This window comes from Paenibacillus mesotrionivorans (assembly GCF_046098205.1).
Lineage (GTDB): Bacteria > Bacillota > Bacilli > Paenibacillales > NBRC-103111 > Paenibacillus_AR > Paenibacillus_AR mesotrionivorans.
The window spans coordinates 387096-400745 of the sequence record NZ_JBJURJ010000003.1; the positions used below are offsets into that span (position 1 = coordinate 387096).

General features: G+C 53.7%; 12 protein-coding genes. 3 read left to right on the forward strand and 9 right to left on the reverse strand.

Annotated features, from left to right (window positions below):
• Positions 1-13: 13 nt before the first annotated feature.
• The 4 genes from ACI1P1_RS06225 to ACI1P1_RS06240 all read right to left on the reverse strand — a co-directional run bounded on the left by ACI1P1_RS06225 (position 14) and on the right by ACI1P1_RS06240 (position 4867).
• Positions 14-1030 (reverse strand): bile acid:sodium symporter family protein, encoded by a 1017-nt coding sequence (locus ACI1P1_RS06225; protein WP_416215509.1) that lies wholly within the window; start codon positions 1028-1030, stop codon positions 14-16.
• Between the two features lie 126 nt (positions 1031-1156).
• A complete protein-coding gene (locus tag ACI1P1_RS06230; protein ID WP_416215510.1) occupies positions 1157-1906 on the reverse strand; it encodes a YheC/YheD family protein in 750 nt (249 codons plus the stop codon).
• Positions 1907-2138: 232 nt separating this feature from the next.
• The gene (locus tag ACI1P1_RS06235) at positions 2139-3731 is read right to left on the reverse strand and encodes a peptide chain release factor 3 (protein WP_416215511.1); all 1593 of its coding nucleotides are present in this window, start codon (positions 3729-3731) and stop codon (positions 2139-2141) included.
• A 68-nt stretch (positions 3732-3799) separates the two neighbouring features.
• Positions 3800-4867, reverse strand: coding sequence for a metallophosphoesterase family protein (locus ACI1P1_RS06240; protein ID WP_416215512.1), 1068 nt, complete (start codon positions 4865-4867; stop codon positions 3800-3802).
• Between the two features lie 397 nt (positions 4868-5264).
• Between ACI1P1_RS06240 and ACI1P1_RS06245 the strand changes: the two genes are divergently transcribed.
• Positions 5265-6350 (forward strand): methyl-accepting chemotaxis protein, encoded by a 1086-nt coding sequence (locus tag ACI1P1_RS06245; RefSeq protein WP_416215513.1) that lies wholly within the window; start codon positions 5265-5267, stop codon positions 6348-6350.
• Positions 6351-6388: 38 nt separating this feature from the next.
• On the forward strand, positions 6389-7174 hold the full coding sequence (locus ACI1P1_RS06250; RefSeq protein ID WP_416215514.1) for an SDR family NAD(P)-dependent oxidoreductase: 786 nt from the start codon (positions 6389-6391) through the stop codon (positions 7172-7174).
• A 77-nt stretch (positions 7175-7251) separates the two neighbouring features.
• Here ACI1P1_RS06250 and zwf read toward each other — a convergent pair whose 3' ends face one another.
• Together zwf and ACI1P1_RS06260 are read right to left on the reverse strand one after the other, a co-directional pair.
• Positions 7252-8805, reverse strand: coding sequence for a glucose-6-phosphate dehydrogenase (zwf, locus tag ACI1P1_RS06255; RefSeq protein WP_416215515.1), 1554 nt, complete (start codon positions 8803-8805; stop codon positions 7252-7254).
• 182 nt (positions 8806-8987) lie between these two features.
• Positions 8988-9437: a GNAT family N-acetyltransferase gene (locus ACI1P1_RS06260; RefSeq protein WP_416215516.1), complete on the reverse strand. Its 450-nt coding sequence runs from the start codon at positions 9435-9437 to the stop codon at positions 8988-8990.
• Positions 9438-9628: 191 nt separating this feature from the next.
• Between ACI1P1_RS06260 and ACI1P1_RS06265 the strand changes: the two genes are divergently transcribed.
• A complete protein-coding gene (locus ACI1P1_RS06265; protein WP_416215517.1) occupies positions 9629-10852 on the forward strand; it encodes a hypothetical protein in 1224 nt (407 codons plus the stop codon).
• A gap of 77 nt (positions 10853-10929) precedes the next feature.
• Here the strand turns inward: ACI1P1_RS06265 and ACI1P1_RS06270 are convergent, their stop codons facing one another.
• The 3 genes from ACI1P1_RS06270 to liaF all read right to left on the reverse strand — a co-directional run bounded on the left by ACI1P1_RS06270 (position 10930) and on the right by liaF (position 13504).
• On the reverse strand, positions 10930-11586 hold the full coding sequence (locus ACI1P1_RS06270) for a response regulator transcription factor (protein WP_416215518.1): 657 nt from the start codon (positions 11584-11586) through the stop codon (positions 10930-10932).
• On the reverse strand, positions 11558-12616 hold the full coding sequence (locus ACI1P1_RS06275; RefSeq protein WP_416215597.1) for a sensor histidine kinase: 1059 nt from the start codon (positions 12614-12616) through the stop codon (positions 11558-11560). The genes ACI1P1_RS06270 and ACI1P1_RS06275 overlap by 29 nt, the downstream gene beginning before the upstream one ends.
• 219 nt (positions 12617-12835) lie before the next feature.
• A complete protein-coding gene (gene liaF / locus ACI1P1_RS06280) occupies positions 12836-13504 on the reverse strand; it encodes a cell wall-active antibiotics response protein LiaF (protein ID WP_416215519.1) in 669 nt (222 codons plus the stop codon).
• Positions 13505-13650 lie beyond the last annotated feature (146 nt).

The following is a 13650-nucleotide window of genomic DNA, read 5'->3' on the forward strand; positions in this document are numbered from 1 at the left end:
GCCGGTTATTATTTTATCCTTTAGCTGCCAAATCCCGGGGTTTGGCTGGAGGTTTTACCTTGGCCGGAGCCGAAACCGCTTCATCGCGGTGGCCATAGGTTTTGCTTAAGAAATGAGCATAGGTGGAGGCTAGAATCTGCTGGAACAGTGTACCCACCATAACCGGGAAAACCACTGGAGCAGGGAAATAAGTGGCCGCGATAACAGCTCCTGCGCTGATGTTGCGCATGCCGCTGTTGAAGGTCATCGCCACAATAACCCCCTTATCCCCCTTAAGACGTTTGCCGGTCAGCCAGCCCCATACATAGCCCGAGGCTGCAATAACCAGAATGGTGGAGGCTACTGCCAGGAATTTACCATCAATATGCTTAAAGTTGGGAGCAACCACGGAAGCGTTGATGGCCACAACCAGAATCAATCCGATTTTGCTGAAGGGAGCCAGCTTGGGGGCCAAGGTTGTTTTGACGCCGCCTTTGGTCCAGTGGTTCAAGGTCATTCCCGCCAACGACGGCAGCACCACCATCCAGATAAGCCCCTGCATCATACCCCAGATATCGATGGACACATTAGCTCCTACCAGAAGCCGCAGGGTAAAAGGCACCACAAACGGGGCCAGAAAGGTGTCTACCAGAATAATAGACAGGGTAAGAGCGATATTGCCCTGGTAAAGACTGACCCACATAAAGCTGACAATCCCTGTGGGAATGGCAAAGGCCAGTACAATTCCGGTAATGGTGTACGGATCACTGGAGAAGAACAGATGCCCGGAACCCCAGGCGATGAGCGGCATCCAGATATGCAGGATCAGCATACAGGCCAAAAGCGGGGCTGGGTGCTGCATCACCTTTTTCATGTCCTTAAAGCCTGATCCCAGCCCTCCGGCAAAGGTCATAAAGGCGAAGATCCAGGGGACAAGGAAAGAATACGAGGTGAGCCAGGTGGAAAACAAGACGCCAAGCAGCAGGCTGCATGGCGTTACAAACGGCATCCATTTTTCAATAAAACGGTTAAAGCGGTACATCACTTGCATGGCTTGCTGCTCCTTTCAACGCGGCTCTTGGTGCATGAGTCCCTTATCATGCTTGCTTTCTCTACTATACACCAAAATGAAAGGAGAGCAGCAGGAAGTTTTTACGAAAATGCTACAATATGAAGGTTACCTGGATTTAATCCGTCCGTAGGCTTTGGCATAACGAATGACCCTGCGGAAAATCTCCTTATCCTTTAAGATACGGAAGATATACGGATCCGGGCAGGTGTTTACCTCCAAAATCCAGCTTTTGTGGCTTCGGTCCACCGCAATGTCAATACCGATCTCCTTGATGCCGGGATAGGCCGTCTCCAGCTGCTTGGCAACGGACACTCCCAGCCGTTGCAGCCCACCTGTAAAGGCTGTCAGCTCCTCCGGCCCCATATGGGCCTGCAGCAAGGCGGGCACCGACATGAGCGTACCGCCACTGTGGTAATTGGTGACGATTTTCCCCGGGTAGGCCACACGGCCGACCATAGCGGTAGATTCCCAACGCCCCGCCGGGCTCTTCTGCACCATAACCCGGAGGTCAAACCGCCTGCCGCCGTGCTTCAGCAGATGGATCCCCTTTTGAACCAGATACAGCCGTTTTCCTGTTTGCTGCTTGAGGCCATCATACAGGCCGTCATACGAGGTAAAGGTCCGGATTGTCGTACCCGATTGAAACTTGAAGCCGGCGCCGTCCTGTTCAACCCGGATGACACCCTTGCCAAAGGTGCCTTTGTCGGGTTTAACATACACCATGCCATATTCGGAGAGCATCGATTGCAGGGTAGCCCTCCCTAACTGCCGGGTATCGGGAATATGCTCCCGCACCACAGGATTCACCTTGATGGCCTCCGTCTTCCTCCACTTGCTGTGAACAAACCTCTGCACGTGTCCGTCCCCTCTTTTCCCGTCAAATGCGTGATGCCCATCATCCATATCCTATGTGCAGATCTGCCGGTTGGAGCAGGCGAAGTGCAGCCCCGTACAAAATTGTGCGTCAGCCTCTTCAGCAGAACCGGCAGGATCAGCCTCCCGTCTGAAGACGGCCTCACCAAAAAAAGCCCCTTATCCGGCAGCTAAACCGGGTAAGGGGCTTTTGATCATGAAACACGGCGTCTCTTTAGGGCGCTGTTTCCAGGAACTTGGCTGTGGGATTCTTTTCCGTAGAGGTACGCAGGGCGTATTCATTTTCGAACAATGCCACGTAATTCCCGCTTTTATCCTTCACCAGCTGGGAGTTGACGCGGAACTTGCCCGGGTCCACCTTCTCATCCACAATCCAGCGGGCAAATTGGAACGGCAGCCGCTGCAGCAGTACATCGACGCCGTATTCGTTTTTCATCCGGTACTCGAAGACCTCGAATTGCAGCTGGCCGACTACACCGAGAATCATATCCTCGAAGCCGATGGATTTGAACACCTGAATGGTGCCTTCCTCCGTCAGTTGGTCTATGCCCTTCAGGAATTGCTTCTGCTTCAAGGCGTTTTTGATGGATACCTTGGCGAAAATTTCCGGAGAGAAAACCGGCAGCTCGTCAAAGGTCCTCTGGCTGCCCTGGCACAGGGAATCCCCAATGCGGAAGATGCCCGGATCGAACAAACCAATGATATCTCCCGGGTACGCCGTATCCACAATATCCCGGTCTTGGGCCAGAAATTGCTGCGGCTGCGCCAGCTTAATGTCCTTGCCGGCACGCACATGCTTCACGGTCATCCCCCGCTCGAACTTGCCGGAGACAATCCGCAGGAATGCCACCCGGTCTCGGTGGGCAGGGTTCATATTGGCTTGGATCTTGAATACATAACCGCTGAATTTCTCCTCCGAAGGCGGCACCACACCATCGCTGCTGGAGCGGGGCTGGGGCTTCGGCGCCAGAGACAGGAAGTTGTCCAGGAAGGTCTGGACACCGAAGTTGTTAATGGCCGAGCCGAAGAATACCGGCGTCAGCTCACCTGTCCACACCTTCTCATAATCGAAAGCGTCACCGGCAATTTCCAGCAGCGCCAGCTGCTCCTGCAGCTGCTCATACAGATAGTCCGCTCCGGCCACTTCCTTCACCAGAGGATCGTCATAACCGCTGACTTCCCGCACGCTGATATTGTGGTGCTCGTGATCGTCACCCTGGAACAGCTCCAGGCGGGTTTTCTCCCGATCATAGACGCCGCGGAACTGCTTGCCCGAGCCGATAGGCCAGTTCATCGGATAGGATCGGATCCCCAGCAGGTTTTCAATCTCCTCCAGGAGCTCGAAAGGGTCTCTGCCCTCCCGGTCCAGCTTGTTGATAAAGGTAAAAATCGGGATGCCCCGCTTGCGGCATACCTGGAACAGCTTCTTCGTCTGAGCCTCGACGCCCTTGGCGGAGTCGATGAGCATCACGGCGCTGTCCGCAGCCGTCAGGGTCCGGTAGGTGTCTTCGCTGAAGTCCTGGTGACCCGGGGTATCCAGGATATTGATGCGGTGACCCTCGTAATCGAACTGCATAACGGAGGAGGTAACGGAGATCCCCCGCTGCTTTTCGATTTCCATCCAGTCCGAGGTGGCATGGCGGTTGGCTTTGCGTCCCTTTACCGTACCGGCAAGCCGGATGGCGCCTCCGAACAGAAGCAGCTTTTCCGTCAATGTGGTTTTACCTGCGTCAGGGTGGGAAATAATGGCGAATGTGCGCCGCTTATCGATTTCTTTCAACAGTTCCTGTGGTAAGGATGTGCTCATGCTTTTTTTAATTCCTCTCTTACACCTGTCCGCAAGAACATACGGAGCCAGGCATGTGTCGTCAATGTTTATACTTTAACAGATTGCAGCTTGACCTTCCAGTCCGCCTCCGGAATCCATTCCCCGGTGCTGAACTCTCTTCCCTTCAGCTCCACCCGGTCGGAGAAAACCTGCACATACAGTCCCTGTGCGGCATCCTGCCGGACATGCTCATACTTGGCATTTAATACCCGTCCAACGGAGGAATTGACGAACCAATGGAAGCTTTCCTTCAAATAATGGGCGGTTCCGTTGGTGAAGTCCTGATGCCCATGGCCCGAGAATACAAACACATTGGGGTATGGCTTCAGAATTTCCCGGAACTTCTTCGCGGGAATCACCCGGTGGGAGCCGCCATCCTGCCCCGCCGCGGGCAGCGGCTGGTGAATCATCACAAATACCGGCCTGCCGGACGGATTGGCCGCCAGCCTGCTCTTCAGCCAGTTCAGTTGCTCATCCGAATACCAAGCACCTTCCCCCACATCCGTTCGGGTTTGCTGGTACACCTCTTGGGACATCATCAGGATCAGATGGCCGTTCACCTCCACCTCATAATACGGCTTCTCCAGCTTAAAAAACTCCAAAAACGCTGTTTTCGACTGCTCATCCGTTTGTCCGTTGGGAAAGCCCTTCTGGTTCCAATTGCCATCCTTATCGATCCACACCCGGTAATAATCATGATTACCCATGTTGGCATAATATGGCGGAAGCTTGTATTTGGACAATACGGAGCGCAGCTCCTTATAGTCCTTATCGGTCCCCGATTCCGTCACATCGCCGGTAAAAATAATACAATCCGTTGCGGACTGATGCTTCTTCGTAATTTCGTCCAGCGTTTTCTTCAAATGCTCCGAAGGATAAGCCACCCCCGAATTTACATGCAAGTCGCTCAGGATAAAAAAGGAAAGCAGCGGTCCCTCCGGACCTGCTGTTGGCGTCGCCGACGGAGCAGCAGCTGAAGGTGCGGGCGTAGGACTTCCCGTTACCCCGGGGATGTCTTCTCCCGTTCCCGGCCGCCACCGGACAAGCCCTGCAGCTACTGCAGCACCGCCCAGGGCAAGGGCAGCCAGCCATTGGAGAAATCCTCTTCGGTTCATGTAACAGACCCCTTATCGATCATTTTTATATAGTACTCCTGCATGTTATTATACGATTTTCACCGGGTCCCTGTACATCTTAAGCTTTACCAGTCTGCCCGGAATAACGGGCTTCACATAACCCTTGCGAAAATCGACAAAAAATCAGCCTAGATTCCCATTTTCGAGCTGGTATTCATGTAGATTTTTGACGAAAAAGCTCAAGTTTTCGAATAATAAACGTTATAATTAGTAAAATGTTCGTTCTAAAGCCTCAATTGGTATAACTTGTATAATAATCATTGAAAATCTAGAATAAAGATGGTAGAATGTTGCATAAATCGACAAATTATTCCGAAAGTTGCTATGAAAATGAGCGAAATGAGCTAAAACGTACATCCACCGGGAGGCTAGAGGAATGATCTACTATGTTTTACCTTGGACAATTTGCTTAGGATTGTTAGCCTACATTGTGTATACCAAACGCACAGCAGTTCATACCACTTCTTTGCAGCCAGCGGATGGGGATGCACCGGACACGTCCGCCGCATTGCTTTCCGACAGCGGTGTGAAGGATCTCCTCAATCAAGCCACCGAATCCATTATTGAATTGAGTACCTCCAGCAATACTCTTGTAAGCCATGCGGACAAGATCCGGTGTGATATGGAAATCGTATCAGCCATCACCGAGGAGCTTTCCGCCGCCATTCAGGAAACGGCAGCCGCCTCAGAGGAGATTGCCGCCTCCGTTACCGAAATGGAGAATATGATGACCGTCATCTCCACAGAAACCAGCGTCGCCGGCGCGACAGCAGATGAGATCCGGGAACGGGCCAATGAGCTCCGGGAGAGCTCCATAAGCTCCAAATCGGAGACGGAGAGGATGTACTCGGACGTCAAGGACGCACTGGTGACTGCTCTGGAGCGGTCCAAGGCCGTAGCGGAGATTTATATCTTCGCCGAAAAAATCATGGAGATCGCCAGCCAAACCAAGCTGCTTTCCTTAAATGCCAATATTGAAGCTGCACGGTCGGGTGAGCATGGAAGAGGCTTTGCCGTGGTGGCTACGGAGATCAATAAGCTGGCCGCCTTATCCTCCGACACCGCCTCCAGCATCAAAAAATATATCGATGAGGTCAGACTATCCGTTAATGACCTCTCCACTAGTTCCAAAACCATGGTGGATTTTATCGACAGCAACATTCTCAACGACTATGACAATCTGATCGAGCAAAGCCAGCAATATTATGAGGATTCCGCCAAGTTTAACACTTCCATCGGCAAGATCAACGAGATGGTAGATCAGCTGTGCAGTACCGGGGCAGGCATCTCCATTGCCGTAAGCCAGCTGACGCAGAATAACATCGAAGGTGCCGCCGGAACACAGGAAATCACCGCCTCCATTAATGAGGTGATGGAAAGCTGCCATCTGGTTTTCCGCAACGCCTCCGACAATACCAAAAATGTGGACAAGCTTGCCGAAACCATCATGGGTGCAGGCTGATAACCATATAACCCCATTCACAGAAAGGATCGGTATCCATGAGTAAACCACTGGAGAATCAGGTTGCAATCGTAACAGGCGGGGGAACAGGCATCGGCAGAGGCATCTGCATCGATTTGGCCAATAGAGGCGCGAAGGTTATCATTACCGGTAGAAGACTGTCCATGCTGGACGAAACTAAGACCATCATTGAGCAAAATGGCGGTTGGGCCCAAAGCGTAGTGCTGGATGTGGCCAACAAAGATAATATTAATGAGGTTATTGACCAAGTTTACGCCGAACATGGGCGGATCGATATCTTCGTCAACAATGCCGGGAACTTAAGTGAACCCGCTTTTGTCTACAACATGAAGGATGAGGATTGGGATGCCGTCCTCAAAACTCATCTGTACGGCTCCTTCTATTGCCTAAAGGCTGTCTCCAAAAAAATGAAGGAAGCCAACTACGGCAGAATCCTGAATATTTCCTCTGTTGCAGCTATCAACGGCTTTAACGGCAGCGTCAACTACGCCGCAGCCAAGGGCGGAATTGAAGCGATGACCAAATCCCTGGCCAAGGAGCTGGGGGTTCATGGGATTACCGTCAACGCCATTCAGCCGGGTATTATCGAAACCCCGATGGCTACGGATTTCGTAGCGGCCATGGGTGAAACCTTCATCAAGGACACTCCAGTAAGAAGATTGGGCCAGCCCCAAGACGTGGCTGTTGCCGCAGCCTTCTACTGCTCTCCGGAAGCCGGCTTCATTACCGGCACCATTCTGAAGGTGGATGGCGGTTACATGCTGCAGTCCAGTATGGACCAGTTTGTGTTTAGTGTTTGCTAGTAAGTTTTTTTATTGGTATAATATTACATAATTAAACAATAAAGAACCGCCGGTTTGTTCTCCGGCGGTTTTCCTATTTATTCCTGCCCCTTCACCCACAGCACATCGCTTTCCTCTTGACCGTTAATCGGCCACCAATGGAAACCGTCCTCCGCCAGCAGCTTATCCATCGCCTCCGGTCCCCAGGACCCGGCCGGGTACAGATTCAGGTCGCGGGAATCCTTGCTCCAGGCTTGGACGATCCGGTCCACGAAGCGCCATTGCAGAGACACCTCATCCCAACGGGTAAAGTACGTGGATTCCCCACGGGCTGCATCATATAAAAGCCGTTCGTAAGCTTCCGGTGTATTTAAGCCGACCTGGCAGCTTTGGCAGAAGTCCATGGCTACGGGAATAATCATGGAGTCGGAGCCCGGCTGTTTAGCATTGATTTTGATGTAAATACCCTCCAGCGGATTCACCCGGAACACCAGCAGATTGGGCTGAAGCTTGGTCCGTTTGGCCAGATAGACATTATCCGGCATGTTCTTGAACTCCACCACCACCTCGGTGGTTTTTACCGGCAGCCGTTTGCCTGTCCGGATATAGAAAGGAACCCCTGCCCAGCGGAAATTATCCACGTACAGACGTGCGCCAAAATAGGTTTCCGTCACCGAATCCGGCGACACGGCATCCTCGGAGCGGTAGCCGGGCAGCGCCTTGCCCCGGAGCACTCCGTCGGTATATTGGCCGCGCACCACATTGGCCCGCACATCCTCCGCTGTTTCGTGGATGCGCAGGGAACGGAGCACCTTCACCTTCTCATCCCGGATATCCTCTGGATTCAGTCTGGAGGGCGGCTCCATAGCCATCATGGTCACCATTTGGAGCATATGGTTTTGACCCATATCCCGGATAGCGCCGGAATGGTCGTAATACCCTCCGCGCTCCTCCACCCCAACAGTTTCGCTCAGGGTAATCTGGATATTGGCAATATATTTGTTGTTCCACAGCGGCTCAAAAAAAGCATTGGCAAACCGGATGATCTCAATATTCTGGACCATCTCCTTGCCCAGGTAGTGGTCGATCCGGAAGATTTCCTCCTCGCGGAATACCTCGCCGATCTGGCGGTTCAGCTTTTCCGCCGATTCCAGGTCATAGCCGAAGGGCTTCTCAATAACCAGACGGTTCCAGCCGCTGCCTTCCAAGAGGCCGCCCAGCTTCAAATTATTGGCTACTCCGGCGAACAGCTCCGGCGCCAGAGCCAGATAAAACAGCCGATTCCCCTTGATGTCGAACTTGTCCTCCAGCCGCTCGGACGCGTCCTTCAGAGCCTTGTAGCCCTCCACATTGTGAATGTCCAGGGACAAATATTCGAAGTGCTCCACAAAGCGCTGCCAGATTTCATCCTCGGCATTCAGCTTGTAGCGGGCGAACTCGGTAATGGACTGGAGAAGATCCGCCTTGAATTGCTCCTTGGTCCGGGCTCTGCGTGCCAGCCCGATCACCGCAAACCGTTCGGGGAGCTTGCCCTCTTTGTAGAGGCTGAAAAAAGCGGGGAACAGCTTCCGCTTCGCCAAGTCTCCCGTTGCTCCAAAGATAAAAAACACCGCACCGTTGTCTTTAAACGCGTCTAAGCGCGAATCGCTCATGGACTTGGCCTTCTTCCCTCGTGTAGTAAAAATTATTAAGTAAAGTGTAGCATACCTTCGCGCCATTCCCAAACCTAACAACCGCTTTCACATAAATTAATCGATATTCGAAAGGATGTCCCGCGTATCCCCGCAAAAAAACAGGGGCTGCACGCTGCGCCCCTGTGCTGTCCGATATCCTTCTATCTCACCATTCTGGATAAAATCAGCATCCGGTGCTCAGGCAAATAGCTTTCCACCCGGAAACCCTTCCTTTCATAAAACTGCCTGGCGTGATAATTGGGCTCATCGACGCCTAACTGCATGTAATGCGCCCCCTGCCTCCGTCCGTAGCGCTCCGCCGTTTCAATCAGCGCACTGCCGATGCCGCGGCCCTCCGCCGACTTGGATACCGCCAGCATGTCGATGGATAACGTGGTCCCCTCCGTTTTGCAGCTGATGAAACCGGCAGGCTTGCCGCCGCTCCCCTCCGCCACATATACCCTGCATTTACGCCATCTGCTGATAATTTCGCTGCGTCTGAATTTGACTGACGGTCTTGCCTGCCGGGCAAAAGGCATCAGCCGGGTCAAAATCAGCTGAAACAGCTCCTTGTCATCCTGCTCCGGAATCCGGGTCCGTATCTTGATCATGCCGTATCGCGCTCCCTTTTGAAGCCCTTGTTGCTACATCTTACGGCTTCTGCCCGTATTCGGTCATAGGCGAACAGGCAATTCTCCATACCATGAATGGGCCTGGCAGGATAAGGCCTCATAATCATGCCAGGCCTGATGGAGGATGCTATAATAGGGATAAATCCGGCCTTACCAAAAGGAGGTTGCCCATGCTGCCCATCCGACCTGTACGCAGGCTGCAATCCTACGAGGAGCATCTCGACTTTTACCGGTACAGCGCCACGGCCATTACCCGCAGAGCCCAATCCCCTTATGCGCATATGCGGCGGAAAGCAGCCTCTTTTCCCTATGCCAAGGAAGCGGATATTGAAGCGGCGGAGCGGTTTGCCGTTGCATTGGCCATGGTATTGGCGGGATCAGCCACGCTGAAGGGGCTCGCCGAGCAGCTGGCGGACCCGACGGCAAGCCAGGCACTGAACCGGCGCGCAGTGGAAAACGGCAATCCGGAGGCGGTTCACGTAAAGGCGGAGCCAGGGGCCCCTGTAGCGGAGTATACCTTGGAGATCAGGCGCCTGGCCGCCCCTCAGATCAGCCGCACTGCCTACTTCACACCTGATGCACCCACCACCATCCGGCATGGCCTGAACAGATTGGTGCTTGCTACCCGTCAGGATAACAAGGAGCTGCAATGGCTGTCGGGAGAGAACATGTCCCATAAAACCGCCTTAACTTGGCTCAAAAACAGCATCAACGCCGCCGACCGTAAGGTCCGCGCATCCTTGGAGAAGGATCCGGAAACCGGCCGGATCAGGCTGGTGCTGGAGGCCGCGGCAAGCGGTGCCGACGGCGCCTTTTTCCTGCAGGATCTGGAGGGCAATATGGCATCGGCCACAGGATTGCTTATTAAGGACCAGACTGCAGCCGATGCCCAATTCCGGATCAATGGGGGAGACTGGCAGTTTGTGAACGATAACCGCGTCATACTCCTGCCCGCCCTCGGGCTGCAGCTTCAGCTGCTCTCCGCTACAACCAGTCCTGCCGTTTTCAGCGTGGCCCCCGACTGGGACCACATCCGGGAAAAGCTGCTGCAGCTAAACACGGCGATGGACGTGCTGGAGCAGCGCCTGGCCCAGTCTGCAGACTATCTTAACCCCCGCTTCCACCGGGAATTGCTCCGCCTCCGGGAAACCTTCCCTCCCGAGGAGGAGCTGCGGGACTCTGGACAATTAGCCGAACTTGCCGCTCTCCTTACTGGTGGACACGGCCTGATTCCCGGCCTGTTAGCCCTGATCAGGGAGATGGAATCGGTGCCTGCGGAGGAGCTGCTGAACCGGGATAACAGTCGTTACAAGCGCTACGCCAATTATTTGGCCTCCCGGGAGTGGTATTCCCAGCTGCCCCATCAGGGCTTGTTATTGAACCGTTTCCTGTAAATCTCCAACCTTGCCCAAAACAAAAAGCCTCCGCTTTCCCTAATGGGAATCCGGAGGCTTATTCCTAACGGCCCGTACTACTGGGCCAAGCCGTGTTTATGGGCGTATATGGCTGCCTGAGTGCGGTCATCCACACCCAATTTAGCGAGAATGTTGGTGACATGGAACTTAACCGTTTTGATGCCGATAAACAGCGCATCCGCCACCTCCTGATTGGACTTGCCTCCGGCGATAAGCTGGAGCACCTCCATCTCCCGGTCCGTCAGGTCCTCATGTGGAGCATGGGCAGGTTTGGGCTGGCGGAAGCGGTTCATGATTTTGGAGGCCACCTGGGATTCCAGAATGGACTGCCCCCGCGCCGCAGCACGGATGGCCGCTGCAATTTCCGTCGCTCTGGAGGTTTTGAGCAGATAGCTGAAGGCGCCGGCTTCAATAACCGGATACATCTTCTCATCATCCAGATAGCTGGTCAGAACGATCACCCGGCAATCGGGCACCAGCTGCAACAGCCGCCGCGTGGTTTCAATGCCGTCCATCCCATCCATCACCAGATCCATCAGTACCACATCCGGCTTGTATTCCTGGGCCAGACGGATGCCGTCCGTGCCGTTGCTGGCTTCGCCCACAACCTCGATCCCGTCCTCCGTGCCCAGCACGGCGGCCAGCCCGATACGCACCATCTCGTGGTCGTCCACCAGCAGTACCTTAATGGACTCTTCCGCTTGTTCTTCCATTAACCAGCTCTCCTTCCTCTTCACTCATCACCGGCGCGCGGATTTCGATCCGTGTTCCTTTGCCCGGAGCGGAAACAATGTTCAGCGAACCGCCGATTTCAGTGACTCTCTCCCGCATGGACATCAGCCCGTAGGAGGCATGTTTCTCCTCATCCGGGGAGAATCCGACACCGTTGTCCCGCACAGATAACCGGACAAGGTCAGCGGGACACTGCAGCTTAATCTCCATCTGGGTTGCCTTGGAATGGCGCAGGGTATTGGACAACGCCTCCTGCACAATCCGGAATAGCTGATCCTCAATCCCCTTGGGCAGCTGGAGCTCCTCATCCATTTCATATGTAATATCTATGGGCACCTTGGCCTGAAGCTCCGCCAGCAGCTCCCGCAGTCCTTGGGCAAGCCGCTTGCCCTCCAGATGCACAGGCCGCAGATGAAGCAACAAAGCCCTCATTTCCGATTGGGCCACAGAGGACATTTCCTCAATCAGGTGAATCTGCCGTTTCGCTTTTTCAAAATCCTTCTCCAGTGTTCGCCCCACCGCCGTAGCCGTCATGGAAATGGCAAACAGCTGCTGGCTGACCGCATCATGAAGATCCCGGGCCAGACGCTGCCGTTCCTCCACCACTGCAGAATACCGCGCTTTTTCCGCCAGCTCCGCATTGTTGGTGGACAACCGCTGGAGGGAAGACACCTGCTCCTCCCACTTCCGGGACATCCGGTTCAGCTGTTGACCCAAACGGCCAATCTCATCCTCACCCAGATACGGCACCGCACGGGAAAGATTCCCCTTCTCCAGGAGCATCATCACGTCCTGAAGCTGCTCCAGCCGGGCAGAATTACGATGGCTGGACCAAAAGCCGTACGCCCCGCCGACCAGCACGGAGGCGCCCGCCATTCCCAAAAACAGCTTCACCGCCTCTCCCCACGAGGAGAAATCCTTCAGAAACCCGTATATATAAAGAAAGTACAGCGCAAGCCCCAACAACGCCAGACTGAATACAATGGATTCGCCCATGCTGCGCCAAATCATATTGGTCAGTCGTTTGCCCACGGGCGTCCCCTCCTGAACATTACCGAATGTTAGGCCGTGTCTGAAAACTCGTTGCGGCATCTTTCACTGCCTTTTCGCCCCTTGCTTCGTCACTTCCGCTTGACGTACCCCCGGTACGCCTTCGCGAAAGTTCCTTGCTATGGACGAAAATTCCGTAAAATCTGCTCCCCTCGGAGTTTTCAGACACGCCCTATTCAATTACAACACCTTAATGTCAATATCTCCTACGAGATAGGAAACAATTAGTTTCACCTTCGTATCCGCCGTATCATAATGCGGTGACTGCCAATAAATCTTGTTCATTGTGCCGGACTCCCGTTGACTGCCCACCCGCATCTGTCCGAACAGCACCGAGCTTTCTATGGAAACAGCCATATCCTCGGGGAAATACAGATCAATATCGCCGATCATCCCCTGCAGGACCAGGGTGGTTTCCGGTTCCTCCGGAATAGCCAGGGTGAAGTCCAGACTCAGCTCGCCGATCACACACCATAAGCTGAGGCTCCGGAGAATCCAGGCTTCCTTGTTGCGCTTCTGGCTTTCAATCAGCCGGGTCCGTTGAATGGCCCCTGTTTCACCGTGCATTTCCTTGCTTTTGATATAAAAATACCCCAGGGAGATCAAAATCAGAGCCATAATTACGACAAAATGGCTGCCCACCAGAATAAAGCCGCCGATACAAAGCAGCACATACCCCTTCCGGCGGATACCGTGGCGGATGCAGTAGACACCCAGTAACACCATAAACAGGGAGATCACAGTTGCAGGAGTGGCGACAACTTTGCTGAGGAGCACAAAAACACCTGCTCCGATTAATAAGAGATAGGTATTCCGGCCCTTGTTATAGTTTGGCTGCCTGCTGTCCATAAGTGTCGCACCTCCCTGCGGCCCGCCCTGTAGTCAATGGCCCCCCCGAAGAAAAAAGCCATGGGCTTGGCAGTTGGCCCTATGGCTTTTCCTTGAATTAGAATATCATATTTCGTGGGGGCAAGAATAGCTGATTTTTTAAGAAT

Coding starts and splice junctions, on each gene's coding strand:
- ACI1P1_RS06225 (WP_416215509.1), bottom strand. CDS start 1,030: ATGCAAGTGATGTACCGCTTTAACCGTTTTATTGAAAAATGGATGCCG.
- ACI1P1_RS06235 (WP_416215511.1), bottom strand. CDS start 3,731: ATGAGCACATCCTTACCACAGGAACTGTTGAAAGAAATCGATAAGCGG.
- ACI1P1_RS06240 (WP_416215512.1), bottom strand. CDS start 4,867: ATGAACCGAAGAGGATTTCTCCAATGGCTGGCTGCCCTTGCCCTGGGC.
- ACI1P1_RS06245 (WP_416215513.1), top strand. CDS start 5,265: ATGATCTACTATGTTTTACCTTGGACAATTTGCTTAGGATTGTTAGCC.
- ACI1P1_RS06250 (WP_416215514.1), top strand. CDS start 6,389: ATGAGTAAACCACTGGAGAATCAGGTTGCAATCGTAACAGGCGGGGGA.
- zwf (WP_416215515.1), bottom strand. CDS start 8,805: ATGAGCGATTCGCGCTTAGACGCGTTTAAAGACAACGGTGCGGTGTTT.
- ACI1P1_RS06260 (WP_416215516.1), bottom strand. CDS start 9,437: ATGATCAAGATACGGACCCGGATTCCGGAGCAGGATGACAAGGAGCTG.
- ACI1P1_RS06265 (WP_416215517.1), top strand. CDS start 9,629: ATGCTGCCCATCCGACCTGTACGCAGGCTGCAATCCTACGAGGAGCAT.
- ACI1P1_RS06270 (WP_416215518.1), bottom strand. CDS start 11,586: ATGGAAGAACAAGCGGAAGAGTCCATTAAGGTACTGCTGGTGGACGAC.
- ACI1P1_RS06275 (WP_416215597.1), bottom strand. CDS start 12,616: ATGATTTGGCGCAGCATGGGCGAATCCATTGTATTCAGTCTGGCGTTG.
- liaF (WP_416215519.1), bottom strand. CDS start 13,504: ATGGACAGCAGGCAGCCAAACTATAACAAGGGCCGGAATACCTATCTC.